Source organism: Rhizobium rosettiformans, assembly GCF_016806065.1.
Lineage (GTDB): Bacteria > Pseudomonadota > Alphaproteobacteria > Rhizobiales > Rhizobiaceae > Allorhizobium.
Genome location: NZ_CP032405.1, coordinates 1,377,858 through 1,402,261 on the forward strand (window position 1 = coordinate 1,377,858; position 24,404 = coordinate 1,402,261).

The following is a 24,404-nucleotide window of genomic DNA, read 5'->3' on the forward strand; positions in this document are numbered from 1 at the left end:
TTTATGAAGCTGGTTGAGATACATTTCTAGAGACCGATGCAATCGTGGCCGGCGCGCCGCCTCAAACCAACGTTTAAGAAACATGCTGATCGGATATGCCCGCGTTTCCAAAGCCGATGGCTCACAGTCCCTCGACCTGCAGCACGACGATCTGCGCGCCGCCGGTGTCGAACAGGACAACATCTATGAGGATCGCGCTTCCGGCGCTCGGGATGATCGGCCTGGCCTGGCCGCCTGCCTAAAAACCTTGCGCGAAGGCGATGTGCTGGTGGTCTGGAAGCTCGATCGCCTCGGACGGTCGCTTGCCCACCTGGTCAACACCGTGAAGGATCTGTCAGAACGCAGGATCGGCCTGCGGGTGTTGACCGGAAAGGGTGCGCAGATCGACACCACAACCGCATCCGGCCGCATGGTGTTCGGTATCTTCGCCACCTTGGCCGAGTTTGAGCGGGATCTGATCCGGGAACGCACCATGGCCGGTCTCGCCGCCGCAAGGGCGCGCGGACGCAAGGGCGGTCGAAAATTTGCCCTCACCAAAGCTCAGGTGCGCCTCGCGCAAGCCGCCATGGCGCAACGCGACACGTCCGTTTCCAATTTGTGCAAGGAACTGGGGATCGAGCGCGTCACCCTCTACCGCTATGTCGGCCCGAACGGCGAACTCAGGAACTACGGAAAGCGTGTCCTCGGCTTAGCGTAGGATTTCGCCCCCTCCCGCAAACGACCCCAATTAGGTGGTCGATCCGTGGCGGTCTACGATGATGCCGGCCAGGGCCATCGCCCGACTGGGAAGGATCGTGCATGGAAAACGAACTCAGCCGGAAGATTCGCGCCTATGTAGACCATCGCCGACCGTTTCGGGCTGAATGCGCCCTTGATCGTGCAATATGGCCGCTGGCTTGCCGGCGCGCTGACGGGCGATCTCGGCACTTCGATCCGGACCGGGCGGCCGGTCGCGCTCGAACTCGGCTGGCGGCTCTCGGCGACCGGGCTCATCGCCTTGCTGGCGACGCTTGCCTCCCTCGCCCTGACCTTCGCCACGGTCACGCTCAAGCGCTCTTTTCCGACGCCAGCAGCCGCGCGAGGCTTCGAATTGCTCGCCGTCGGCTCGATCGCGCTGCCCTCGTTCTTTCTCGGCGTCGTCCTGATCATCCTGTTCTCGCTCCGGCTCGACTGGCTGCCGGTCAGCGGCTTCGACAGCTGGGCGCATGTCGTGCTGCCGGTCGCCGTGCTCGCGCTCGGGCAGTTCGGCTTCAACGCCATCCTGCTCGACGACACGCTGAGCGAGGCGCTCGGTGCGCAACACATCACGACGGCGCGCGCCAAGGGGCTCGGCGACCGCGACATCCTCTTCACCCACGCCCTGCCGAACGCGCTGATCCCGCTGATCCCCTATCTCGCGCTTCAGTTCGCCTTCCTCGTCGGCGGCGTCGTCATCGTGGAGCGGCTGTTCTCGATCCCCGGGCTGGGCGCCTATCTCACCGACGCGCTCGATAGCCATGACGGCCCGGCCTTTCTCGGCGCGATCGGCGTGATCGCGCTGGCGGTGGCCGTCGCCAATCTCGCAGCCGATCTCATCCTTACCCGCGTCGATCCGCGCATCCGCCTGAAACGGACCGCGCCATGACGGCTCTTCGCCGGAGCGACTGGCTCCTTCTCGCAATCGCGGCCCTGTTCGCCCTCTCCATCGCATACGGGCTGATGTTCGACCCGGTCGAGACCTCGCTGCGCAACAGCCTGCGCGCGCCCGGAGCCGATTTCCTCCTTGGCACCGACCATCTCGGGCGCGATGTGCTGGCCCGGATCGCTCATGGCTTCCTGCTCGATTTCGGCCTGTCGCTGACGATCGTCGCCCTGTCCTTCGCCATCGGCGTCAGCATCGGCATGCTCGCCGCCGAGTTCGCCGGACCGGCCGACCGGGCGCTGACTTTCGTCATGGACGTGCTGACCTCCCTGCCCCAGATCGTCATCGCGCTCATCCTCGCGGCCCATCTCGGCGGCGGCTCGCTGTCGCTGATCCTCGCCCTGTCGCTGACCGGATGGGTCAAATATGCGCGCATTGCCCGCGCCACCGCCTTCTCGCTGCGGGAGCGCGAGTTCGTGACCGCCGCGCGCGTGGCTGGCGGCGGCCGACTCTATGTCCTGCGGCGCCATGTGCTGCCGCATCTGCTGCCGATCTTCTCCGGGCTGATCGCCCTCCAGTTCGGCCACAACATCCTGAACATCGCCGCGCTGGGCTTCCTCGGCATCGGGGTCCAGCCGCCTGCCCCCGAATGGGGCGCGATGATCGCGGAGGCCCGGCCCTATTTCTCGCGGGCGCCCTGGCTCGCCATTATGCCGGGCATCTACCTGTTCGCGATCACGCTATTCGCGCTGATGATCGCCCGCAGCCGCTGGATTCGGGAGATGCCTACGGCCTACAATCAGGGCTCGCCCGCCACCGAAGCCCGATCATGAGCCAAGCCGAAACCGTCGTCATTCTTCACGGCCTGGCGCGCAGCAAGGCATCGCTCCTGCTGATCGAGAAGACCCTCGCGACCCTCGGCTACGACGTCGTCAACGAGACCTACGGCTCGACGACATGCGCGGTCGAGGACCTGCTCGACCATGTCGGGAACGCGGTCGGCGGCTGCGGCGACGCGCCCGTCCATTTCGTCACGCATTCGATGGGCGGCATCCTGTTGCGAGCCTGGCTCAAGCGGCATCGGCCGGCCAATCTCGGGCGCGTGGTGATGCTGGCGCCGCCCAATCACGGCTCCGAGCTGGTCGACGGGCTCGGCCGGCTGCCGGGCTTCGCATTGATCAACGGACCCGCCGGCCTTCAGCTCGGCACCGCGCCGGACAGCCTGCCCAATTCCCTGCCGGACGCCGATTACGAACTCGGCATCATCGCGGGAAGCCTCTCGCTCAACCCGATCCTGTCGCCGTTCTTCACCGGGCCGAATGACGGCAAGGTCTCGGTCGAGAGCACGAAGCTGGAGGGCATGGCCGACCATATCACCCTGCCCGTGACGCACACCTTCATGATGAACAACCCGCTCGTCGTCGCGCAGGTCGTGACCTTCATCCGGACCGGGCGCTTCAACCACGGCCTGACGCTATCCGAGCTTATCCGGGATGTGGCGACCTATCTTCAGGAGCGGGTCGCTCGCTCCTGAAGACGCCTCATCCTCAGCCCCCGCGATTGTCGTAAGCGCCCTCTTCGCCATCGCGATCATCGCTGCCGCGCTGGGCGTGATCCCAGAGATGACGCTTCAACGCGGCCTGCGCCTCCGGCGACCAGCTCCCCGCCCCGGCCACCGCGACCCAGGCTTCGACATAGTGCTGCGGAGCGTAGACATGCCCGTAGCCCATCGGCGTCCTCGTCGCGAAGGCCATGTCGACGAGAAGCTGCAGGCCGGTCACGACGGGATACCAGCGGAACTGGGGCGAGACGTCGGGGCCGCGCGTCGGCTCGAGCCAGGCAGGCTTTCGGAAGAAGCTACGGCGATCGAAGAAGGTCACCGCGTCGCTGGCATATTGGAGATAGACGATCCGCATCACGCCCCAGGGCGTCGCAGGCGGAACGGTCGGTCCATTCTGGTTCATGAAACGGACGGCGCGGCCCTCCCGGTATTCCGGCAGCCAGGCCGGCGAACCCTCATTGCGCCGGTCTGTGATGTCGCGCCAGAAACGGTTACCGAAGGGCGGGCCGCTCCAGACGGCGCCATCGATCGGATCGCCGATCAATTCGAGCAACTCGATCGATCGCTCCGAATTCATCGAACCCAGGCTCAAGCCGTGCAGGTAGAGCCGCGGCCGGCGTTCCTTGGGCAGGCGCGTCCAGTGGCCATAGACCTCGCTGAACAGCGCACGCGCCGCCTCGGAACCGTATTCCGGCTGAGCCAGCAGCGAGAGTGGGCTCGACAGATAGGAATATTGCAGCGCGACACTGGCGACATCGCCGTCGCCGAGATGCTCGATCGGGCTGATCGCCGAGGGATCGACCCAGCCGGTGCCGGTCGGCGTGATCACCACCAGAATCTTCCGGTCGAAGGCGCCCGAGCGCTTCAATTCCTCCAGCGCCAGCCGCGCGCGCGCCTCCGCCGTCCCGGCCGCGCGCAACCCGACATAGGTGCGGATCGGCTGCATCGCCGGCCGGCCCGACAGGGCGGTGATATCGGCCGCGCTCGGGCGCGAGGCCACAAACTCGCGGCCCGCCCGCCCCAGCTCCCGCCATTTCACCAGCGAGGCCTGACTGCCGGATTGAAGCGGGTCCGTCGGCTGCGGACTGGCCGGCTCGATCAGGGCGTCGCGTTCGCGGAAGGAGGAATCCAGCACGCGGAAGCCGACGCGCACCAGGAAGCCGTTGGCGAGCGACCAGACCAGAACCGTCGTGATCGCGAGGCCGGCCACGAGCGCGACCCGCCGCGGCATGAAGCCCAGCGGCCGGCGCGCCAGGAAGAGGGCCATCAGCCTGAACAGACGCGCCAGGGTCAGCAGCACTGCGAAGGTGACGAGCGCGATCAGGCTGACCTTGAACGGATGGGCGCTCTCGATCGGCTCCATCGACATCACGCGGCGGATGGAATTCTGCCATTCCGCCGCATTCGCGAGGAAGATGCCGGCGACCAGCAGGCATATGCCGGCGACGACGATGTTGACGATGCGGCGCAGCCGCTCATTGGGCGCCGGCATCTCCAGATAGGTCCAGAGCCAGCGCCAGGCCGTGCCGAAGCCATAGCCTGCCGCGAAACAGACACCACCCAGAACGCCCTGGATCACGGCCGTGCGCGGCACGAGCGTGGGGGTGAGCGAGGCTGCGAACAGGAAGGTGCCGAGCGCCAGGCCGATGCCGGACAGGCCACGGCTCCAGCGCAGCGGAAGCAGGAGAGCTCTCGTGCCGAAGCTCATCATCGCACCTGCTGTCCGTCATGCCCGCCGATCGAGCTATTATATCCATCGATCACGCAGCGCCGGGGCTGCGTCCGATAGCTTCGGCCGGTGAAGCGAGTTCGGGCGAGTGCCCGGCAAGCACGAGGCGACATTCAGAAGCTCCAGACCATCGGAACGTAGAAAACGGATATGGGGCTCCGTGGGCATTTCTGCAATAATACCCGCTAAGGGAAAGCGAAGTTGTTTGGATTGAAACGGTTAGCGCGGATCGGCCTGAAGCGTTCGAGGGGTCGGTCAATTTCGTTCCAGAGATAGTCGCCGGTGAGTGCGATATGAGCCCAGGGAAGTGGTGCGACTTGGGAGAGCAGCTCGGCGGGAATATCGATGCCCTGGGTGCGGACATAATCGACAGCGCGGCTGAGATAGACGGTGTTCCACAGGATAATGGCGTTGACGACGAGGTTGAGACCTGACGCCCGATAGGCCATGGTTTCCGCCACGCGGTTGCGCAGCTCGCCAAGCTGGTGGAGGAAGACCGCCCGGGCAAGGGCGTGACGGCTTTCACCCTTGTTGAGGATGGCATGCGATCTGCGCCGGAGCTTGGTGTCGAGCAACCAGTCGCAGATGAAGATCGAGCGTTCAATCCGGCCCATTTCGCGTAGCGCCTGATTGAGCCGATTTTGCCGAGGCGATGCGGCAAGCTTCTTGAGGATGACGGACGGCGGCACGAGGCCCGCGCCAATCGATGACTTCAGCCGCAAGACCTCATCCCAGTGCTGCTCGATGACATCCATGTTGACGGCTCCCGAGATCAGCGCCCCGAGCGGGTCGTACGCCGCGTCGGGATCGATGACGAAGAGCCTGCGATTGCCGAGATTGCGGATACGAGGAATGAGCCTATAGCCGAAGCCATGGAACATAGCGAATGTCGTTTCGGTCGCGCCGGCGGTATCGGTTGCATGCTCATGGATTTCGACGGAGCTTTCGTTGTGAAGGAGGCCGTCGAGCACGTAGGGCGCTTCGCTCTCGGACGCCTGGATCATCCGGGAGAAGAAGGAGGCGAAACGATTGGACAGGAAGCCATAGACCGAAGCACCTGGTCTTTTGCCGTATTTTGCATTGTATTCGAGGCTGGCTTCACCGCGCCCGCCTGCCGGAAAGAACTGCCCGTCCGAGGAGGAGATATGACCGTCGCCCCAGACCGCGGCGAAGGGATGAGCCTGCTGCGCATCGACCAGCACGGCGGTCGCCGTAGCATAGGTTTCCGAGCGCAGATGCCTATCTACCATCAGCATCATCTGGTGGATCGTGACGCCGCGTGAGCTTTCCGCCATGCGTTCAGCACCGGCGTTGGTGGCGTCGGCAAGGATAGCGGCCATCAGCGCCGGCTCGTCGTTCGCCGTCTCGCCGGTGCGATAGTGTGTGAAGCTGTCAAGGAACCTGGTCCAGCTGTGGACCTCGGCAAGCAGGCTGGTGATCCTGATCCGGGGAACGAGGATGTAAAGACGCCGGCTGAGCGCGACGATCCCGTCACGCTCCTCCTCGCGGATCGGGGAGACCGACAAACCCTTGTCGGAAATAGCCGCATCCGGAATGGCGTTGGCGGCCGCCGCCCTTGCCAGCTCTTTGAGTTTCGCGTCGAGCGTGGCGGTGCGTTCGGCTCGCCATTCGGCAAAGCTGTCAGGGATGGCAAGCCCGAGCCGGCCTTCGGCGCGCATCAGGGCAAAGATCGGTCGAGGCAGAAGATAATCCTCGAAACTGCGCCATGCTCGGCTGCCATCAACCCATATGTCACCGGCCCGCAGGCGCTCCCGAAGGTGAACGAGTACCGCCACTTCCCAAGCCCGAAGGTCGATGGTGACACCGTCCGAGCGCACACGTCGCCGCCACTTGCGCGTCATGAACGCGAACGGCACCTGCGCGGGTAGTTTCCTGCCACTGTAGAGCGCACGCAGATGATCCACTGCCTTCAAAACCGGATCATCGGGACGAAACGACCGGAAAGAGAACGCGCCGAACATGAGCCTGCCCAGCTTTCGCAGCGATTTGTGCCGCTCTATGAGCTCATCGAATTCGTCGCTGCGATCGGGGCGCACGACGGACCTGGCTGCGGCCACGCTGGCGGTCAATCCGTCCCAGCCGAGTGAGACTGCAATTGCGGATGCGAGATCGGTGTTGTTCTCACGGGCGGCCAGAAGCGCCTCGCCAAGCTTGAGATGATCGAGCGCCACCCCATCAAGAATCTCGGCTTCTTTCAGCCGGCGTTCTGTGCGGCTCAGTTCAGCCTTGCGCCGGGTGCTGCCGATCAGTTTGCAGAACATGTCGATCGCAAGGTCGGTGATTGCCGCCTGCCTCTCGATGACGAACGCCGTCAGCGTGGCGTAGCGGCGCTCGGATGTAAGGCGTCGTATCTCACGGGCATGCAGAATGCGGGCGTCCCGGGCGATGATGCCATAGCGGTTGGCATGGATCGTTTTACGTCGCTCATCGGAAATCGCCGCCGAACGCAGAACCTCAAGCCGGGCAATCAGGCCCTTGAGGTTTTTCAGTTTCGTCCCCTCCGGCGCTTCCGCAATCCAGCCGAGATGGCTCCGATCGCCGGACCGATCGATGAGAAGCTGATCAAGCGCCTCGATGGACGGTTGCTCCATGCCCCGGATCAAGCCGCGATAAGCCTGTCGTCGCGCTGCCGCCCGGCCCGCCATCGCCAGACGTATCAGCAGTTCCGGCACAGGAACGAGCAGCTTCCTCTCCTTCAGGGCTTCGATCACGGCCTTGGTGATCGGCTCGCCTTGTTCGGTAGCGGCTGCCTCGCGTGCCGCCGCGGTGATCAGGGATCGATAATCGCTCGCCCGGACGGGCCGGAGATCCAGTGCGACGACAATCTCCCGCGTATGTTCTCGACGGGTTTCCTCCCGCTGGGCATAGAGTGCGAACACCGCAGCGTCGATGCCCAACTGGTCGGCGACAACGGAGACGACTGCCTGAGGCGGAACTTCCCCAGCGCGGAGCGGACGACCGAGATCACGCACCAGGGCGAGTTGGATGGCAAAACCCAGACGATTATGCGATCGGCGATGCGCCCTGGCGAAAGCGATGTCCTCAGCGGACAGCGCATAGCGCGCGAGGGCCTCTTCATAAACATCGGGTGGGTCGAACAGAACGGTGCGCGACTGCGCGTCGAGGAAGGCCATCGGTCACACCCGCTCTCAAACTGGGGGAGCAGGCTCATCTTCTTTGCCCGGTCCGGTCCATCCGGTTCGCCGCAATGTATCGATGAGAGTCGAGCGCGGCACCTTGAATGTCCGACACACCGACGCCTTGCTGGCGCCGGCTTCCAGCGCCGCCAGAATCTGCTCAACCTTTTCGGTGTCGATCGTCGGTGGCCTACCGCCCTTGCGACCGCGCCGGCGTGCCGCCGCCAGTCCAGCGTTGACCCGCTCCGTGATCAGCACTCTCTCGTATTCGGCGAGCGTGCCAAACAGGTTGAACAGGAACGCACCGTGCGAATTCGTCGTGTCGATAGCTTCCGTCAAAGAGCGGAAGGCGACCCCGCGCATCTTCAGATCCTCAACGATTCTGATCAGGTGGGAGAGTGATCGGCCCAGACGGTCGAGCTTCCAAACGACCAGCACGTCACCCTCGCACAATTCCGCAAGGCAAGCCTTCAGCCCCGGCCGATCGTCGCGCGCGCCCGAAGCGCGATCCTGATGCAGGTGACGCTGATCGACCCCGGCCGCGAGCAGGGCGTCGCGCTGCAAGGCAACCGACTGCCGCTCATCACCGCTCGATACCCGCATGTAACCGATCAACATGCACGACAAACCTCAAATTCCGTGTTGCCGCACAGTCTCACATTCCGACAGGGTTTGTCGCGCAAATAATTGCCCAGTCACCCCGTCGATTTCGACCCGCCGAACCGCTACGCGGAAATCATCTGTTTTCCGTCACGCCAAAAATCTCTTAGCGGGTAATATTGCAGAGATTCCCACGGAGCCCCCAGATGCTGGCCCAAGGCGGTGATGGGGGCGGCGGATCCATCGTCAACCTGTCCTCGATCGCCGGGCTGATCGGCTTTCCGGGGCTATCGGCCTACGTCGCCTCCAAGCACGGGGTGAACGGGCTGACGCGCAATGCGGCGCTGGAATATGCCAAGGCGGGGATCCGGGTGAATTCGGTCTGCCCGGCGGGGATCGACACGCGGATGCTCGATTCGCTGGCCGATCAGGCGACGGGCGGCAAGATGACCAGCCGGCAGATGATGGACGGACTGCACCCGATGGGCCGCATCGGCACCCCCGACGAGGTGGCGGGCCTGATCGTCTGGCTGTGCTCGGCCGAGGCCGGGTTCATGACCGGCGCGGTGGTGCCGGTCGACGGCGGCTACGTCGCGCAATAGGCTAGAGTCGCGCCGAAGTCGGGCCAAAGTCGGGCCAGTCTAGATCAGGCTGGCCGCGACGACCGCCCCCGCGATGGCCAGCAGCAGGATGGCGGCGGCGGCGCCTTCGCGGAAGATGTCCTCGATCCGGTCCAGATCCTCGCCGATGACGGCCTGCTTTCGCGGGCGCGAGCGGCGCAGCGACCGTGACCCGGCGCGCAGGGCAGCCCTTGCGGCGGCGGTCAGGGCCGCTGCCCGGCGCTGCACCGGGCCAAGCGCGTCGCCCTCGGGCAGGGCGGGCGGCTTCAACCCGACCGCGACCGCGCCCGCGATCAAGAGCACCGCGAGACCCAGCGGCCAGGCCTCGGCCAGCTTCGACGCGAGGTCCGCCGCCAGCGGGGACTTGCCGGTCACATCGGCGTAAAGCAGCCAGGGCAGCCATAGCGCCGCCCCGGCCAGCGCCAGGAACGGCAGAGCCATCAGAAGCGGCGGGCGGCGGCGCGGTTTCGCCTTCGGCAGCACCGCCAGATAGCGCGCCATGGCCAGCGCCGTGGTCAGTGCGGACAGACCGATCAGCGTCGCGCCAAGCGCTCCGGCCGGGTCCTTCATCGCCGATTTCACAAGCGCCCCGGCCAGCAGCGGCATCCCGGCCAGCGACAGGCCCAGCACCGCCAGCACCGCCATCAACCCCCAGCGCCAGGCCCGCCCGCAGAGCGGCGCGAGGCCGACGCCCAGGAACAGCGCCCCCTTGGCCAGCCCGTGATGCAATGCGAACAGCGCCACCGCCGGCAGCACCGTGGCGGGCGCGCTGCCCGCAGCCAGCGCAACGCCCAGCACCCCCATGACCAGACCCATCTGGCTGACGGTGGAATAGGCCAGTACCGACTTGGCCCCGGCCTGCCCGACCGCCAGCAGCGCCGCAAGGAACAGGCCGGAAAAGCCCAGGATCATCAGCACATTGCCCGCGACCGCCGCAGGCGTGCCCAGCGGCAGGAAGGCCACCATGCCGAAGATCCCGGCCTTGACGATCGCCCCCGACAGCACCGCCGAGGCCGGCACCGGGGCTGCCGGATGCGCCACCGGCAGCCAGACATGCAGCGGCATCAGCCCGGCCTTGATCCCGAAACCGACGATGAGGAGCGGCAGCGCCGCCGGATGCGCCGAGGGCAGGGCTAACCCTGCGCGCACCGCCTCGATGCCGATGGCGCCGCCCGCCCCGAACGAGGCCAGCATCAGCCCGACCAGGATCGCAACTTCTCCCGTGACCGCCAGCACCAGATAGACCGTCCCCGCCCGCATCGAGGCGGGCTGGCGGTCGTGGATCACCAGAGGATAGGCCAGAAGCGAGACCAGCGCGAAGAAGACATAGAAGCTGACGATGTCGGCGGCGATGAAGACGCCCAGATTGCCCGCCAGCACCAGGTTCCAGAACAGCGCAAAGGCGGCGGGCCGCCCGTCGCGGCGCAGGTAGACGGCAGCATAGACCCCGGCCCAGAACCACAGAACCGCCGCTCCGCCAAGGAAGATCGCGCCGGTCGCAGTCAGGTCCAGCCCGCCGTCCAGAAGCACCCCCGGCAGCGCGACGGGCGTGTCGCGCGGCGCGAAAAGAGCGGCGGCCAGTGCCGGCAGGGGGCCAAGCGGCAGAAACGTCAGCATGCGCGGGCCCCAGCCCGGCAGCAGCGCCAGCCCGGCCAGCAGCATCGGCCACAGCACGGCCAGCGGCAGAAGGAGGGTCAGGTCGGCGGTCATCGAAGGTAGCCCCCCTCGGCGATCAGCGTGGCCCAGCCCAGCGGGCTGAACGGCAACGAGGCGAAGATGCCTGCCCCCAGCGATACCAGGGCCGTCAACGCGGCGGGCAGGATCAGCATCCGGTCGCGGGTGGTGGCCAGCTCGCGGATGGCGGGCCGGTCGGCCGGCGGTGGCAACAGCCAGGCGCGGTAGAGGAGCGGCAGGAAATAGGCGGCGTTCAACAGCGATGACCCCGCCAGCACCGCGACTACCCAGGCCGCATCCGATTGCAGCGCCCCGATCCCCAGATACCATTTCGAGAGGAAGCCCGCGACCGGCGGCATCCCGATCATCCCCAGCGCCCCCACCGAGAACGCCGCCATCGTCACCGGCATCTGCCGCCCGGCACCGTCGAGATCGGCAATCGCCTTGATCCCCATCCGGTTCGCCAGCGCGCCCGCGCACATGAACAGCGTGATCTTCATGATGCCCTGATGCACCAGATGCACCAGCCCGCCGATCACCGCGAAAGGCCCGATCAGGCTGGCACCCAGCACGATGTAGCTGACCTGGCTGACGGTGGAATAGGCCAGCCGCTTCTTCAGGTCTCTCTGCATCAGCGCCCGGACCGAGCCGTAAAGGATCGTCACCGAAGCCAGCGCCGCCAGCGGCACGCCAAGGCCCAGTTCGGCCACGGTGCCGATGCCGTAGACATCATAGATCATCCGCACGATGCCGAAGGCCCCGGCCTTGACCACCGCCACGGCGTGCAAAAGCGCGCTGACCGGGGCGGGGGCGGCCATCGCCTCGGGCAGCCAGCCGTGGAAGGGGAAGATCGCGGCCTTCACCCCCAGCCCGCCGATGCACAGGATGAAGATCAGCGTCAGGGTCAGCGCGGGAACGCCGGCAAGGTCCGGCGGGGTGGCGAACTCGATTGGGCCGACCAGCGATTGCAGCCAGAGGATCCCGGCCAGGAAAGCGACGCTGCCGGCCAGCGTGTAGGTCAGGTAGATCCGCCCGGCCCTGAGCGATTTTTCGTCGCCCTTGTGCGCGACCAGTGGCCAGGTCGCCAGCGTCAGGAGTTCGTAGAACAGGAAAAAGGTGATCGCGGTGCCCGACATCGCCACGCCGGTCGCCGCCAGCACGCAGAGGTTGAAAAAGCCGAAGAAGCGCGGCAGGTTCGGACCCCGGTCGAAATAGGCGATGGCGTAGATCGTGGTCAGAAGCCACAAGAACACCGACAGCGTCACGAACAGAAGCGCCAGCGGGTCCAGCCGCAGAACGAAATCATGGCCGGGCAGGAACTCGTAGCGCCATTCGAACACGAGGCCCGCCTCGGCCTGCATAAGCAGATAGGTCACCACCACAAGCTTGACGCAAGCCACGCCAAGGTTCGCGGCATTGCGCCAGGCCGAAAGCCGTTCCGGCAGGGCAAAGCTGACCACGGCGGCGGCCAGCGGCAAGAGGATCAGAGCCAAGGGCGCGAAGGTCATCATGGCGCGGGTTCCGGCAGGATTGCCGCAGGTTCGGCCCAGGGCGCGGCGATCGCCGACAGCTCGACCAGTGCTGTGCCGCCAAAGCCCATCACGATGGCCAGCCCCGCCAGTGCCAGCGGCGCGGCCGTGCGCAAGCCGCTGGTGACCGGCGCGCGCGGGGTTGTCGCGGGGGCAAAGCAGGCCGCGAGCGCGCCGAAAAGATAGACCGCCGCCAGAAGCCCGCCCAGGATCAGCACCCCGGCGTATAGGTAGGCGCCCTGCTCGATCGCGGCGGTCAGGAGGAGGAACTTGGCCGTGAACCCGCCCGAGGGCGGCAGCCCCATCAGCGACACCGCCGCCAGCCCGAAGGCAGTGACGGTCAGCGGCATCGCCTGCGCCAGCCCGCCCAGATCGGCGATCCGGTCTCCGGCGGCGGCCTTCAGCATCAGCCCGGCGGCAAGGAACATCGCGGCCTTGGCCAGCATGTGCGCCACCGCCTGCAAGGTCATCCCGGCCCAGGCGTCGCCGGGGTCAATGGCCCCCGCGACCAGCGGAAAGGCCAGGAACAGATAGCCGACCTGCGCAACTGTCGAATAGGCCACCAGCGCCTTCAGCCGGTCCTGCCGCATCGCCTGGACCGAGCCGTAAAGCACCGCCGCGGCGCCAAGCCCGCCCAGCACCTGCAGCGCGGCCGGGCCGGTGATGGCGGGGAAAGCCTCGAACCACAGCCGCACCAGGATGACGAAACCCAGCTTGACCGCGATCGCCGACAAAAGCGCGCTGGCCGGGGCCGGGGCGGCGGCATGGGCGGGCGGCAGCCAGCCATGCATCGGGAACAGCGCCGCCTTGATCAAAAGCCCCGCCGTCATCAGCCCCAGCGCCATGAGCGTCGCGAGATCAGGCTCGGCCAGCTGCGCCAGCAGGGTCACGTCCACCGTGTCGTAGCGTGCCACGATCAGCGCCACGCCCAGAAGATAGGCCAGCGAGCCGAGGAGCGCGATCATGAAATAGCGCAGTGCCGCCGCCAGCGAGCCCATCGCCGCCAGTGCCACCGCGGCCAGGCTGACCATCTCGAGCGTGACGTAAAGGTTGAAGAGATCGGTGGTCAGGAACCCCGCATTCGCCCCGGCCCATAGCAGGTAGACCAGCGGCCAGAAGGTCTCGGCCTGGGCGGCGTGGCCGGGCTTTTCCGGCGGCTCGGCCAGCGCATGCAGCCCGACCGCGCCGATCACCAGGGCGGTGGTCAGGATCATCAGCCGCGCCACCCCGTCGGCGCGCAGCAGGACGCCCAGCGGCAGCTCCCACTGGCCGACCAGATAGGCGGCATCGGGCGGCAAAAGCGCCAGCCACAGCGCCAGCCCCGCTATCAGCGGTGCCGCCAGCAGGATCAGCCAGCGCGCCGCCCGGCCCAGCATCAGCGCCGCCACCATGCAGCAAAGCGGCACGGCCACCACAAGGTCAAGCGGGCTCATGAAGCGCCCCTTGCGTTATCGTCGGCGGCAGGTTTCGCCGCCGCCCGCGTCTCGGCCTGCCGCACGATCATCGCCGCGCCGAAGGCGGTCAGCGCGACCGCGACGACGATGCCGGTTATGACCAGCGCCTGCGGAAAGGGATCGGTCGCGTCGGGGCCGCGGCCAAGGCTGCCCAGGATCAGGAAGATTCCGGCCCCGACCACGTTGACTGCCAGCAGCTGGCGCAAGGGGTGGCGCTGGGTGATGAAGGCGTAAAGCCCTAGACCCACCAGCACCGCGCCGGTCAGGGCATAAAGATGCCCGGCGGACAGGATGTCGGACAGCGGCAAGTCCATCTCAGCCCTTCCCTTCCGGGTTTGGGTCCGACGCGCCGGGGACCGGCGGGCCGGCCACCAGCAAGGCCAGCGTCACCCCGATCGACAGGAAAAGGGCGTATTCGATTATCACGATCAGCGCCTTGGCCATCCCCTCGGGATAGACCAGCAGGCCGCCCGCCGCGATCCCGGCCAGCCCGATCGCCAGGAACACCGCCGGCCCCAGCACCAGTGCCGCGCGCAGCAGCGGCCGGTCGCTGGACGGCAGGCCGATGGTGCCGCCCATCGCCGCCACCAGAAGGCCGCCCGCCAGGACCGTCCCGGCCTGGAAGGCGCCGCCCGGCAGGTCCGATCCGGCCCAGACCAGATAGGCCGCCATCACCAGCGCCACCGGCAGGAGCAGCTGGCCGAAGGTGCCCGCAACCCGGCGCATCGGCGCATCCGTCATGCCGGGATCGGCGGGGCGGCCGGGCCAGGCCCCCGCCGGGGCCAGCGACCAGACCGCGACCAGCGCGCCCAGAAGGACGAAGCTTTCCAAGAGCGTGTCATAGGCGCGGAAGGCCAGCAGGACGCCCGTCACCCGGTTCTCGATGCCAAGCCCCGGCATCAGCGGTGCCACCACCCGGTCCAGCCCGCTTTCGGGCGGGATCGAAAGCACCGCCGCCGCCAGCAGGACCACGAACCCCGCGCAGGCGGCAAGGGCCCCCAGCCGCAGCAACAGGGGCGAGCCGGTGGATGTCGCGGCATCCCCCAAGGCCAGCAGCCGCGCCCGCGCCAGGATCAGAAGGACCCCGGTGACGCCCGCGCCGATGGCGATCTCGGCCAGCGCCACGTTTACGGCATCTAGCCCCAGCCAGGCTAGGCCCATCAGGTTGCCGAAGGCGATGAAGAAGGCGATCGCGGCCAGTGCGTCGCGCACGAACAGCGCGATGGCCGCAGTGCCGAGGATCATCAGGCACAGGATGAGGTCGAAGGCGAAGGTCATCGCAGGCCGCCGTCCGGCGCGCTGTCGGCATCGTCCAGGCGGGCCTCGTCCAGGCGGGCGCGCCGGGCCAGCAGCTGCGAGGTAGTGCCCGCCGCGATCACCGCGAAAAGCCAGACCAGCGCGATCTTGGCCGCCACCGCCAGCGACCCGCCGTAAATCGCCGCAGCCAGCGCCATCAGCGCAAGGCCAAGGTTGTCTGCCTTGGTCAGCGCGTGCAGCCGCGAGGCGGTGTCGGGAAAGCGCAAGAGCCCCAGCGAGCCCGCGGCGTAGAAGGCCAGCCCTGCGCCGAGGAGCGCCAGCACCGCCAGATCGATCCAGCTCATTCCTTTGCCCCGGGTTTCGCGGTGCCACGCACGAAGGCGGTCACCGCAATGGCCGCCAGCAGCGTGCCGATCAGCGCCGCGTCGAGGAAGGCCGCATCTCCACGCGCCGCGCCAAGGACGACGGCGACGCCGATCACCCCGGTGCCGGCAAGCTGGGCGGCCATGATCCGCTCGACCGGGCCGGGCCCGCGCCAGCAGCGCACCAGCGCCGCCGCGACGGTCAAGAGCAGGAAGATCGCGACAAGGGTGAACCAGTCAGCCATGCGTCGCACCATATTCAGTGATGCGGCTGTCGAACAGACCGTGGATACGGGTTTCGTCGGCTTGAACCTCGCCCGGCGTGAAATTCGGCAGATACAGGACGTGTATGTCCATTTCGCCGTCGCCCGGTCCGGCGGACAACGTGCCTGGCAGGATGCTGATCAGCCCCCCCAACAGAACATTGGCCGCGTCATGCCGGCTCGACAAGGGGATGTCGACCCAACCTGGCGAAATCGGCAGGCGTGGATCGAAAGCACGTCGCGCGACGTCCAGCCCACCCAACCCGCTGTGCACCAGAAACCGGGGCAGTATCGCCGCCGCGCGCCAAACGACAACACCGGGCCGGTCAACCGGATAGATCAGCAGGCTGAGCACCGTTGCCACGGCGACTGCGGCCGCGCCATATGCTAGGGAATCGACCCCGCCGCCTGTCAGTACGACCCAGAGGGCTCCAAAGATGGCTAACCGATTCAGAACTGAGACAAGCTGCATCGAATCCTCAGGGTGCAATTGGGCCCATTCAACAGTTAAACACTATTCCGCAGACCACCACAACCGAAAACGGGCAGCAAACGTCCAAGGTGGACAATTGCTTTGCCATCTGGGTATAAACGTCAGGCGCTTCCGGTGTCGATCTGGAAGCTGGGCTCACCTATCCAAGCTTTGCTGATCTTCAGCTCAAGGAAGCTATGATCAAGGCGGCAGCCCATGTCCATCTGGTGGCCGATTCCACCAAGATCGGGCGCTCGTCGTTCACCCGCCTTGGATCACTTGATGTCGTCCAGTCTCTGATCACCGACGATGGAATTTCGGATCGGGTCGCAAAGGAGTTCGAGCGACGTGGTGTCGAAGTCTTGATCGCTTCTTAGTGGGCGGTGTTTTCCGAAAACATAATGCTGAGCGGGTATCTGGAACGTCAATCCTCGGAATGCTGTCAACGGCCTCGGAATCTGCTAATTGGCACAACGGGCCGAGATGAGTGTGCCGCCTTGCAGGCCCCTCATTTTTATAGGCTGTGGGTATCAAGCCGATGCGACTGCGACATCTATCTGTCTCTGAGCCGTCATCTTGATCATGAGACACTCATCCCGAATCCGATTGCTTTCGCAAAATGAGGGGTACGACGGCAAGAATGAGTAAAACGATTGCTGTCGACAACACCGCAGTTGCTTCCAGGCCAAGCCCAGCGATGATGCCGATCCCGGCTGTCGCCCAGATGCTTGCCGCTGTGGTCAGCCCTTCAATCTGATGCTGTGCGGATCGAACCATAATCGCGCCGGCCCCCAAAAAACCAATTCCCTGCACGACACCCTGTAGCACGCGTGACAGGTCTCCCACTTCAATGCCGCTTTGCAAGGGGCCGATAACGAAAAGTGCTGCACCGACGGCCACAAGCATGTGGGTACGCACGCCGGCGCTTCTCCCTTTACGTTCACGTTCGTACCCAAGGATCCCGCCCAACATCGCCGCAACCACGAGACGGACTGTGATGAGGGTCAGCGTAGAAGCGTCGGGAATGTCGGAGAATTCCCTGACGATGGCAGACCAGATTTCTTCAAGCACGCAGCATCTTCCTTATCCAGTTCATAAAGCAGTCGACGAAACGGAGCAGCACAGACCAACGACGGGCCAACAGAATTCGCAGGGTCGCAAGTTCAGATAGCAGCGACGGATGAGCGGATCCTCTTCCAGGACAGAGCAGGGTCTGCGCGTTGTCGAGGCAATGACATTATCAACGTGCAACATTACCTGCGACAGATGCAGCCCCGTAAATCAGAAAGACTGTCACACTCGCTGCTACAATGCTGAGCACAACGCCGACCAGCGTGATCAGGCCATCCTTCTCCATCAGGCCGATTGCCAGCACCACCAGCGATATGACTGGCAGAAAGTTACCGAGTGGGATCGGCAGCGCGATGGCGATTGCCATCATCAGGACCGGCAAACCGATGAGAATCTGGGCAGATGGTCCAGTCAGAAACTTCATGCGATCGACGCGGACTAGACGCTCTACTCGAGAAACGTGGGGCGCTGTGTGCTTTACGATAAGTTCCAGCACATTTGAGAATAGACGTCGATGCTTCAAAAAATCAGGAAGCCAGACTGATTTCCGACCAATGGCAATTTGCGCAGCGACGACGGCGAGTGCAGACCCAAAGACGAGACCGATTGGACCAGGAACTGGTGTTAGAGCGGGGAGGGCCAGAATCAGGATCGCGAACGCCATTCCAGCGGTGCCCATCGTCGCGATTACTTCGCCTAGCGACAGACTTCCGCGTTCTCGTGCAAGTTCTGCAATGGAAAAAAGTGCTGAAGAGGCTACACCCTGAGACGCCAGCTTTTCGCCAGTGCGTTGATCTTCCAAAATGATCTCCTGAAGGTAAGCTGGAGCCAAAGCCCCTTGCATTGGACAGAGCAGCAGGGGACTGAAGCTCAGGGTGAACACTCAACGGTATACGATCGCGTGTTACCCTATTACGTATCGATGGGGACTGCAACTACATCCCAGTAGATCATTGGCAAGTCTAGCGGCTGCTCGATGATGTTTCCAACGAACGAATACAGGATTGCTTTCGCCAAATCCTGCGCGCTATTCGTATGGCAAAGTCCAGGCGCTCTTCAAGGTTCTATCGTTCTCTTGGGCAAAGGAGTGAAAGAACGAGCATAGTCGCCGTAGGTGCCGTAGCGCATCTGTCCACGTGACGGATCTCATCGCTCAATCTTGATTCCAAGCTGCCGTCTCAATCATTAAACTCTCGAACATCAAACGGTTCCATAATTATGCTTACCCCACAAAGGGCTGTAGCGGCTATTTAGTAATGCGACAGTTGGGCCAGTTAGAGATGCGACAGTCTCGCCTCTTGATGCACTGGTCAACGCCAACGTCGGGAGCAAGGATGACGACTTCGAGCTTGGTCGAGACCATGAGCGGTCGGAGTCGTCATGTCCTTGTTGATCACCATGTCGCAGAGAGAGTTGCATCGCCTCGAAGTCATTCAGAAGATCCGTGACGACCGCCTTAGCGTCGTACAGGCAGCCGAGTTGCTCGATCTTAGTCGAAGTCAGGTCCATCGGCTGCTGCAGGCCTATGACCTTGATGGTGCAGCCGGTCTGGTGTCAAAGAAGCGATCTCGACCAAGTAACCGGCGCCACAGCGAAGAGTTTCGCAATGCGGCGCTGGACCTGATCCGCGAACGCTATCTGGATTTTGGTCCGACGCTGGCACGCGAGAAGCTGATCGAGCTGCATCGGATCTCGGTATCCAAGGAGACGCTGCGGCAATGGATGACTGATGCCGGCATCTGGGTCTCTCGCCGGGAACGCAAGAGGCGTGTTTTTCAGCCTCGCGGCCGGCGGGATTGCTTTGGTGAACTGGTGCAGATCGACGGATCGCATCACTGGTGGTTCGAGAACCGCGGCCCCAAATGCGCCCTCCTCGTCTATATCGATGACGCTACAGGAAAGCTTCTACATCTACGATTTGCTGGGTCGGAGAACACGTTTGACTACCTGCATGCGACGAAGGCTTATCTGCAGCAATGGGGTAAGCCGCTTGCATTCTACAGCGACAAGCATGGTGTTTTCCGGTCGACCAATGCTTCGAAGACGGACAGGACGACCGGTCTGACACAATTCGGTCGCGCGCTTTATGAGCTGAACATCGACATCATCTGCGCCAACACGCCTCAGGCTAAAGGCCGGGTCGAGCGGGCCAATCAGACGCTGCAGGATCGCCTGGTGAAAGAGATGCGGCTGCGGGGCATCAGCACAATTGATGCGGCCAATTCCTATGCACCGGAGTTCATTGAAGACTTCAATATACGTTTTGGCAAGGTGCCGCGCAATCCGAAGGACATGCATCGGCCTCTCGCTGATCATGAGAACCTGGACGGTGCTATGTGCCGCAAGGAAGTCCGCACCCTGTCGCAGGCTTTGACGCTACGTTACGACAAGGTGCTGTTCATTCTCGATCCGACCGAGATCTCGCAGCCACTGGCTGGGCAGAAGGTCGTCGTCTGTGATTATCCGGACGGCAGGCTGGAGATCATGCATCAGAGCTTTTCCCTGCCCTACAGAACTTTCGACAAATTACGGTCTGTGCATCGAGCGCAGGTCGTCGACAACAAGCGGCTGGATGACATGCTGTCGATCGTTGCTGAGATGCAGGCCGGGCGCCAACTTGAGCGCAGCAAGAGCGGCCCATCCCGGACGGGTCAGAAAGATCATATGTTTGGCATTCGGGACGGTAGCATTGGAAACGGTTATCAGAAGCGCGGCCGCAAGTCCGGCCCTCGGACGGATTTCATGAACGATCCGGAAGTCATCGCCAAAAGGAAGAAGGCTTTGGCGCGCATGGAAGCCGCGGAGTGACATTTCCCGTCTCAAAGCTAAAGCCGAAGAGGTGCGCCCCACCCGCCCCGATCTGATCTTGCAAGCGGGTCTGCCGCTCAGATCGGGGCTGATCGGCAGCGCAAGTGTCGCGTTTCTAACTGGCTAATGAGCACGCGTCTCTAACCAGCTTTGACAAGGGCTAACTTTAGCCCTCTCAACGTGGAAATTATGCAAGTCTCAGTGCAATCAGGCCCCCGCAACCAAATCCCCCAAACACATCAATCCAAACAACATCAAAAGACCATTCGTCCGATAGACGCTTCGCGTCTCAGTCAGCGAAAGTGGACAGGTATGACCGCGTTCGGCAACGAGCTGATCCACAGTCAGGGTAACAACGGCCCGAATGCAATGGCTCACTCTGCTTGGCGCCGGAGCACTGTGTTCCAAGTCTGTCCTGCAGTTCGTTGGCCAACCGTGTCGGCGCCCCGGACACTCTCATCTAACCTGCCAATAAAGAGACTAACGAGGGCTAGCAGCGCCGCTATCCCAGAACGACAGGATCGCAGCATTGACCCTGTCCCGCCAGTCGCGGGCCGCCCGTAGCCCAGGCGGAAAAAGACCGGGGATTGAAAAGAAGGATCCGGAAAGGTCCATGGCATCCATGCTGGCTGCCGCTGCAATGACCTCGCTGCGACGTGGGTCGTCACAATCGCCTCGCTTCTTAACCGACGCCATCCAGACCCCCACGGCATAGGCCGTCGCGACCGCCGTCTCACCTTTCGCCAGCACGTCGACGGCAGGCGCTAGAATTCGTTGCGGCAGTTTTTGCGTGGTGTCTTGCGCAATCTGGAGGTTGCGATGGTCGATGGTCGGATTGGAAAAGCGCGCCAGCAGATCATCGATGTAGCCGCCAAGCTCGATGCCGGGCACCGGATCGAGCGTCGAGACGACCTCTTCCATATGCAGCCGCGCCTTTGCCGCCAGATCCGGCACGGCCATCACGTCGCGGATATAGTCAAGGTTGGCGAGGATCCCGAGATGGGCGAGCAGCGTATGCGTGCCGTTCAGCAAGCGCAGCTTCATCTTCTCGTAGGGCTCGACATCGTCGGTGAAGATTGCACCGCCGGCCTCCCAGGCGGGGTGACCGGAGACAAAGTCATCCTCGATGACCCATTGTAAGAAGGGCTCGGTATCGATTGCCAGTGCGTCCTGGGCGCCGAGCAGTCTTCCGGCCCGCAGCCGGGTGGCGTCGGTCGCGGCGGGCACGATTCGGTCGACCATGGAGGAGGGAAACCGACCCTTCTCGGCGATCCAATCGGCCAGCGTCGGATCGCGCAGCTGTGCCATCTCCAGAACCAGGCGGCGCACGACCTTGCCGTTGGATGGTAGATTGTCGCAACAGAGAACCGTATAGGGGGGAAGCCCTGCAGCACGGCGTAAGGCAAGCGCCTCTACGAGGAAGCCGAGCACACCGACTGGCGCGTTCGGCGTCTTGAGGTCCGCGGCAACGGCTTGATGAGCGTGGTCCAACCCGCCCGTTACCGGATCAAGACCATAGGCTTTTTCCGACACGGTGAGCGTCACCACACGGATCGCCGGATCGGCCAGGGCCGAGAGCACATAGGCACGATCGTTGGCGGCGCAGATCCAGTCGACGGTGGCGCCGATGACTTCGGATTGATCGCCTGCCTCGCTGCGAGTGGTGGTGGAATAGAGGCCCTCCTGGGCGGCGAGTGCCTCGACCGGCTCGGGCGAACGCAGGTTTACGGCAATGATGCCCCAGGGTCCGAATTCGGCTTCCAGAGCACGCTGCGTGAACACCGCCTGATGCGCCCTGTGGAAGGCGCCGATCCCGATATGCACGATGCCGGGTTTCAATTTCGTCCGATCGAAACGCGGTTGCCGAACCGTATCTGGAAGACCTGTCGTGCTGGAGAGCCTTTGCAACGTCAGCCTCCCAGCCCGTATTGGGCATGCGACAGCGTGCGCTCGATGCCGCGAAGCTCTGCCAAACCCTTGAGCCTGCCGATGGCGGGATAGCCCGGCTGTGCACCCCGCGTGAGGTCATCGAGAATTTCCTGCCCGTGATCCGGACGCATGGGAATCTGGTGATCGTCACGCCCCTCCTTGCGCCGTCTTGCCTCCTCTGCAAGCAGCGCAGCGATCACAGCCACCATGTCGGTCCCGCCTTCCAGATGCTCGTCCTCGAAGAAGGAGCAAGGGACTGTGTCGGTGTCACGGGTCACATTGCGGAGATGCACGAAGTGGATTCGCTCGGCAAAGCGCTTGGCAAGAAAAGGCAGATCATTGTCAGGGCGCGCGCCGAGTGATCCGGTGCAGAGTGTGACGCCATTGGCGCGGACATCGACGGCATCCAGCATGTGCGCATAGTCGCCCTCTGTCGACAATATGCGCGGGAGACCCAGCAGTGGCCAGGGCGGATCATCGCCGTGTGCGCAGATATTGATGCCGACCTGTTGCGCCACTGGCGCGACTTCACTCAGGAAATCGACAAGGTTCTGCTGCAGCCGCTCGCGGTTGATGCCTTGGTAGGAGCGTAGCTTTTCGAGCAGCTGCTCAAGCGTGTAGCCATCGGCAGAGCCTGGCAGGCCGGCACCGATGTTCTTGCCAAGCGCCATGATCTTGGCTTCCGGCATGCCATGGAAACGGTGTGCTGCCTCCTCAGTGAGCCAGTCCGGATAATCCGCGGTAGCCTCGGGTCGCTTCAGGATATGGATGTCGAAGGCTGCGAAATCCACGAGATCAAAGCGCATGGCTTTGGCGCCATGGCCCGTCTCCCACCGCAAATCCGTGCGTGTCCAGTCGAGAATCGGCATGAAATTATAGCAGACTGTTCGTATGCCCGAGGCCGACAGGCGTCTGAGCGTTTCCTGCCAGTTGGCGATGTGGCGCTTCCAGTCGCCGGTCTGCGTCTTGATGTCCTCGGACACCGGAATGCTCTCGACCACATCCCAAACCAGACCGCCGGCGCGGATCTCGTCATGCCGTTTGGCAATCTCGTCTTCCGGCCAGACCTCACCGGTTGCGATGTGGTGCAGTGCGGACACGATGCCCTCGGCACCGGCTTGGGCCGCATCTCTCACACTGACTTTGTCGATGGGGCCGAACCAGCGCCAGGTATGTCTCATCTCTCGTCCTTTGGGCTTTCATCCGTCTGTTTAAATGTGATCTGCACTTTGCAGGCCACCGACCGGTCACCGGCCTGTTCGAAGGCCTCGACCACCGCATCGAGTGGGAAACTGTGCGAGATGATCGGACGCACATCGATCTGGCGCGTCGAGATCAAGGCGACGGCATCTGAGAACTCCTCATGGAAGCGCTGCGAGCCGCGCCAGACGATTTCCTTGCCGACCAGTGCGTTGAGAGGAATGGTAACGTCGCCAGTCACGCCGACCTGGACCAGGACGCCGCGCGGCTTGATAGTCGCAAAGGCCGAGCGCAGGGCAGGTCCAGCAGCCGAGCAATCGAAAACCATGTCGAAATAGCCCTTGTGCTCGGTGAAGGGGAGAAGCCCGTCCGGCTCGCTTTTCACATTGATGGCTTGCGTGGCACCCATTGAGAGCGCCCGCGACAGGGCGGAGTCGGCCAGATCCGTGACCACGATCTGGCCTGCACCTGCATGACGGGCGGCGGCCACGGTCAATAGACCGATCGGACCTGCGCCGGTAACGAGAACCGCCTTGTCCTTGAGATCGCCCGCCTGGGCCGCTGCATGGAGGCAGACTGCCAGCGGCTCTGCGCAGGCCGCTTCTCCGGGGGTGACGCCGCCGCCGACCGGATGGCATTGAATGGCCGGCACGACCAGTTGTTCGCGAAACATGCCGTCTTCATGTGGCAGCCGCATGGCCGAGCCCATGAAGCGCATGTCAAGGCAGTGAATGGGGTGCCCGATCCGGCAATACTGGCACTGGCCGCAGGGTCGGGACGGATTGACCGCCACAAGTTGTCCGAGTTCAAGGCCTTTAACACCCTCGCCTATTTCCTCCACAAAGCCGGAGGCTTCGTGACCGGCGATGATCGGTTCACGGACGCGGACCGGGCCAAAGCCACCATCCTGGTAGTAGTGCAGGTCCGAACCGCAGATGCCACCTGCGGCCATGGCAAGGCGAACCTCCCCGGCGCGACATGTCGGATAATCGAGATGCTCGACGCGCAGGTCGCGTTCGGCATGAAGGCGGGCAACGCGGGTTTGCATCGCAAAGAGACCTTTCGTTCAAGTCCGCGACCGGCCCGCCCAAGCGGA

The 24,404-nt window shown here is 64.1% G+C and carries 23 protein-coding genes; 7 read left to right on the forward strand and 16 right to left on the reverse strand.

Annotated features, from left to right (window positions below):
• Nucleotides 1-82: 82 nt before the first annotated feature.
• From D4A92_RS06515 to D4A92_RS06530, 4 genes are all read left to right on the forward strand, one after another.
• Nucleotides 83-697 carry a recombinase family protein gene (locus D4A92_RS06515; protein WP_108610824.1) on the forward strand — a complete coding sequence of 205 codons (615 nt, stop codon included), beginning with the start codon at nucleotides 83-85 and terminating at the stop codon, nucleotides 695-697.
• Between the two features lie 180 nt (nucleotides 698-877).
• A complete protein-coding gene (locus tag D4A92_RS06520) occupies nucleotides 878-1,624 on the forward strand; it encodes an ABC transporter permease (RefSeq protein ID WP_246754087.1) in 747 nt (248 codons plus the stop codon).
• Entirely contained in the window at nucleotides 1,621-2,454 is an 834-nt protein-coding gene (locus D4A92_RS06525; protein WP_203018850.1) for an ABC transporter permease, read from the forward strand. The genes D4A92_RS06520 and D4A92_RS06525 overlap by 4 nt, the downstream gene beginning before the upstream one ends.
• The gene (locus D4A92_RS06530) at nucleotides 2,451-3,155 is read left to right on the forward strand and encodes an esterase/lipase family protein (protein ID WP_203018852.1); all 705 of its coding nucleotides are present in this window, start codon (nucleotides 2,451-2,453) and stop codon (nucleotides 3,153-3,155) included. Before D4A92_RS06525 ends, D4A92_RS06530 begins: the two co-directional genes overlap by 4 nt.
• Nucleotides 3,156-3,168: 13 nt before the next feature.
• Here D4A92_RS06530 and D4A92_RS06535 read toward each other — a convergent pair whose 3' ends face one another.
• The 3 genes from D4A92_RS06535 to D4A92_RS06545 all read right to left on the reverse strand — a co-directional run bounded on the left by D4A92_RS06535 (nucleotide 3,169) and on the right by D4A92_RS06545 (nucleotide 8,687).
• Nucleotides 3,169-4,890: an alpha/beta hydrolase gene (locus D4A92_RS06535; RefSeq protein ID WP_125988456.1), complete on the reverse strand. Its 1,722-nt coding sequence runs from the start codon at nucleotides 4,888-4,890 to the stop codon at nucleotides 3,169-3,171.
• Between the two features lie 206 nt (nucleotides 4,891-5,096).
• The gene (locus tag D4A92_RS06540; protein ID WP_072495413.1) at nucleotides 5,097-8,066 is read right to left on the reverse strand and encodes a Tn3 family transposase; all 2,970 of its coding nucleotides are present in this window, start codon (nucleotides 8,064-8,066) and stop codon (nucleotides 5,097-5,099) included.
• A gap of 15 nt (nucleotides 8,067-8,081) precedes the next feature.
• A complete protein-coding gene (locus D4A92_RS06545) occupies nucleotides 8,082-8,687 on the reverse strand; it encodes a recombinase family protein (RefSeq protein ID WP_055971942.1) in 606 nt (201 codons plus the stop codon).
• Between the two features lie 188 nt (nucleotides 8,688-8,875).
• On the opposite strand from D4A92_RS06545, the gene D4A92_RS06550 reads away from it, so the two are divergent.
• On the forward strand, nucleotides 8,876-9,271 hold the full coding sequence (locus D4A92_RS06550) for an SDR family oxidoreductase (protein WP_203018854.1): 396 nt from the start codon (nucleotides 8,876-8,878) through the stop codon (nucleotides 9,269-9,271).
• Nucleotides 9,272-9,310: 39 nt separating this feature from the next.
• On the opposite strand, the gene D4A92_RS06555 is transcribed toward D4A92_RS06550, so the two are convergent.
• The 8 genes from D4A92_RS06555 to D4A92_RS06590 are packed head-to-tail and all read right to left on the reverse strand — an operon-like array spanning nucleotide 9,311 to nucleotide 16,300.
• The gene (locus D4A92_RS06555; protein ID WP_203018856.1) at nucleotides 9,311-10,999 is read right to left on the reverse strand and encodes a complex I subunit 5 family protein; all 1,689 of its coding nucleotides are present in this window, start codon (nucleotides 10,997-10,999) and stop codon (nucleotides 9,311-9,313) included.
• On the reverse strand, nucleotides 10,996-12,474 hold the full coding sequence (locus D4A92_RS06560) for a proton-conducting transporter membrane subunit (protein WP_203018858.1): 1,479 nt from the start codon (nucleotides 12,472-12,474) through the stop codon (nucleotides 10,996-10,998). Before D4A92_RS06560 ends, D4A92_RS06555 begins: the two co-directional genes overlap by 4 nt.
• Complete coding sequence (locus D4A92_RS06565) at nucleotides 12,471-13,925, reverse strand: complex I subunit 5 family protein (protein ID WP_203018860.1); 1,455 nt, start codon at nucleotides 13,923-13,925, stop codon at nucleotides 12,471-12,473. The genes D4A92_RS06560 and D4A92_RS06565 overlap by 4 nt, the downstream gene beginning before the upstream one ends.
• Complete coding sequence (locus tag D4A92_RS06570; RefSeq protein WP_246754036.1) at nucleotides 13,922-14,260, reverse strand: NADH-quinone oxidoreductase subunit K; 339 nt, start codon at nucleotides 14,258-14,260, stop codon at nucleotides 13,922-13,924. Before D4A92_RS06570 ends, D4A92_RS06565 begins: the two co-directional genes overlap by 4 nt.
• A gap of 1 nt (nucleotide 14,261) precedes the next feature.
• Entirely contained in the window at nucleotides 14,262-15,224 is a 963-nt protein-coding gene (locus tag D4A92_RS06575; protein WP_203018861.1) for a hydrogenase subunit MbhD domain-containing protein, read from the reverse strand.
• The gene (locus D4A92_RS06580; RefSeq protein ID WP_203018862.1) at nucleotides 15,221-15,547 is read right to left on the reverse strand and encodes a cation:proton antiporter; all 327 of its coding nucleotides are present in this window, start codon (nucleotides 15,545-15,547) and stop codon (nucleotides 15,221-15,223) included. The genes D4A92_RS06575 and D4A92_RS06580 overlap by 4 nt, the downstream gene beginning before the upstream one ends.
• The gene (locus tag D4A92_RS06585; RefSeq protein WP_140984673.1) at nucleotides 15,544-15,810 is read right to left on the reverse strand and encodes a monovalent cation/H+ antiporter complex subunit F; all 267 of its coding nucleotides are present in this window, start codon (nucleotides 15,808-15,810) and stop codon (nucleotides 15,544-15,546) included. The genes D4A92_RS06580 and D4A92_RS06585 overlap by 4 nt, the downstream gene beginning before the upstream one ends.
• Nucleotides 15,803-16,300 carry a Na+/H+ antiporter subunit E gene (locus tag D4A92_RS06590; protein ID WP_203018863.1) on the reverse strand — a complete coding sequence of 166 codons (498 nt, stop codon included), beginning with the start codon at nucleotides 16,298-16,300 and terminating at the stop codon, nucleotides 15,803-15,805. Before D4A92_RS06590 ends, D4A92_RS06585 begins: the two co-directional genes overlap by 8 nt.
• A 143-nt stretch (nucleotides 16,301-16,443) precedes the next feature.
• Between D4A92_RS06590 and D4A92_RS25050 the strand changes: the two genes are divergently transcribed.
• On the forward strand, nucleotides 16,444-16,677 hold the full coding sequence (locus tag D4A92_RS25050) for a hypothetical protein (protein WP_246754088.1): 234 nt from the start codon (nucleotides 16,444-16,446) through the stop codon (nucleotides 16,675-16,677).
• A 214-nt stretch (nucleotides 16,678-16,891) separates the two neighbouring features.
• Here the strand turns inward: D4A92_RS25050 and D4A92_RS06600 are convergent, their stop codons facing one another.
• On the reverse strand, nucleotides 16,892-17,371 hold the full coding sequence (locus D4A92_RS06600; RefSeq protein WP_203018864.1) for an MgtC/SapB family protein: 480 nt from the start codon (nucleotides 17,369-17,371) through the stop codon (nucleotides 16,892-16,894).
• Between the two features lie 169 nt (nucleotides 17,372-17,540).
• The gene (locus D4A92_RS06605; RefSeq protein ID WP_246754037.1) at nucleotides 17,541-18,173 is read right to left on the reverse strand and encodes an exopolysaccharide biosynthesis protein; all 633 of its coding nucleotides are present in this window, start codon (nucleotides 18,171-18,173) and stop codon (nucleotides 17,541-17,543) included.
• A gap of 578 nt (nucleotides 18,174-18,751) precedes the next feature.
• Here D4A92_RS06605 and D4A92_RS06610 point away from each other — a divergent pair.
• On the forward strand, nucleotides 18,752-20,179 hold the full coding sequence (locus tag D4A92_RS06610) for an ISNCY family transposase (RefSeq protein WP_203018865.1): 1,428 nt from the start codon (nucleotides 18,752-18,754) through the stop codon (nucleotides 20,177-20,179).
• Between the two features lie 480 nt (nucleotides 20,180-20,659).
• Here D4A92_RS06610 and D4A92_RS06615 read toward each other — a convergent pair whose 3' ends face one another.
• The 3 genes from D4A92_RS06615 to D4A92_RS06625 are packed head-to-tail and all read right to left on the reverse strand — an operon-like array spanning nucleotide 20,660 to nucleotide 24,356.
• Nucleotides 20,660-22,087 carry a mannitol dehydrogenase family protein gene (locus tag D4A92_RS06615; RefSeq protein ID WP_203018867.1) on the reverse strand — a complete coding sequence of 476 codons (1,428 nt, stop codon included), beginning with the start codon at nucleotides 22,085-22,087 and terminating at the stop codon, nucleotides 20,660-20,662.
• A gap of 2 nt (nucleotides 22,088-22,089) precedes the next feature.
• Nucleotides 22,090-23,289 (reverse strand): mannonate dehydratase, encoded by a 1,200-nt coding sequence (gene uxuA, locus D4A92_RS06620; RefSeq protein ID WP_203018869.1) that lies wholly within the window; start codon nucleotides 23,287-23,289, stop codon nucleotides 22,090-22,092.
• Nucleotides 23,286-24,356, reverse strand: a complete 1,071-nt coding sequence (locus D4A92_RS06625) for an L-idonate 5-dehydrogenase (RefSeq protein WP_203018870.1) — start codon at nucleotides 24,354-24,356, stop codon at nucleotides 23,286-23,288. The genes uxuA and D4A92_RS06625 overlap by 4 nt, the downstream gene beginning before the upstream one ends.
• Nucleotides 24,357-24,404 lie beyond the last annotated feature (48 nt).

Coding starts and splice junctions, on each gene's coding strand:
- D4A92_RS06575 (WP_203018861.1), bottom strand. CDS start 15,224: ATGACCTTCGCCTTCGACCTCATCCTGTGCCTGATGATCCTCGGCACT.
- D4A92_RS06565 (WP_203018860.1), bottom strand. CDS start 13,925: ATGAGCCCGCTTGACCTTGTGGTGGCCGTGCCGCTTTGCTGCATGGTG.
- D4A92_RS06530 (WP_203018852.1), top strand. CDS start 2,451: ATGAGCCAAGCCGAAACCGTCGTCATTCTTCACGGCCTGGCGCGCAGC.
- uxuA (WP_203018869.1), bottom strand. CDS start 23,289: ATGAGACATACCTGGCGCTGGTTCGGCCCCATCGACAAAGTCAGTGTG.
- D4A92_RS06570 (WP_246754036.1), bottom strand. CDS start 14,260: ATGGACTTGCCGCTGTCCGACATCCTGTCCGCCGGGCATCTTTATGCC.
- D4A92_RS06545 (WP_055971942.1), bottom strand. CDS start 8,687: ATGTTGATCGGTTACATGCGGGTATCGAGCGGTGATGAGCGGCAGTCG.
- D4A92_RS06585 (WP_140984673.1), bottom strand. CDS start 15,810: ATGGCTGACTGGTTCACCCTTGTCGCGATCTTCCTGCTCTTGACCGTC.
- D4A92_RS06515 (WP_108610824.1), top strand. CDS start 83: ATGCTGATCGGATATGCCCGCGTTTCCAAAGCCGATGGCTCACAGTCC.
- D4A92_RS06610 (WP_203018865.1), top strand. CDS start 18,752: ATGTCCTTGTTGATCACCATGTCGCAGAGAGAGTTGCATCGCCTCGAA.
- D4A92_RS06590 (WP_203018863.1), bottom strand. CDS start 16,300: ATGCAGCTTGTCTCAGTTCTGAATCGGTTAGCCATCTTTGGAGCCCTC.
- D4A92_RS06580 (WP_203018862.1), bottom strand. CDS start 15,547: ATGAGCTGGATCGATCTGGCGGTGCTGGCGCTCCTCGGCGCAGGGCTG.
- D4A92_RS06535 (WP_125988456.1), bottom strand. CDS start 4,890: ATGAGCTTCGGCACGAGAGCTCTCCTGCTTCCGCTGCGCTGGAGCCGT.
- D4A92_RS06550 (WP_203018854.1), top strand. CDS start 8,876: ATGCTGGCCCAAGGCGGTGATGGGGGCGGCGGATCCATCGTCAACCTG.
- D4A92_RS06525 (WP_203018850.1), top strand. CDS start 1,621: ATGACGGCTCTTCGCCGGAGCGACTGGCTCCTTCTCGCAATCGCGGCC.
- D4A92_RS06540 (WP_072495413.1), bottom strand. CDS start 8,066: ATGGCCTTCCTCGACGCGCAGTCGCGCACCGTTCTGTTCGACCCACCC.
- D4A92_RS06560 (WP_203018858.1), bottom strand. CDS start 12,474: ATGATGACCTTCGCGCCCTTGGCTCTGATCCTCTTGCCGCTGGCCGCC.
- D4A92_RS06625 (WP_203018870.1), bottom strand. CDS start 24,356: ATGCAAACCCGCGTTGCCCGCCTTCATGCCGAACGCGACCTGCGCGTC.
- D4A92_RS06555 (WP_203018856.1), bottom strand. CDS start 10,999: ATGACCGCCGACCTGACCCTCCTTCTGCCGCTGGCCGTGCTGTGGCCG.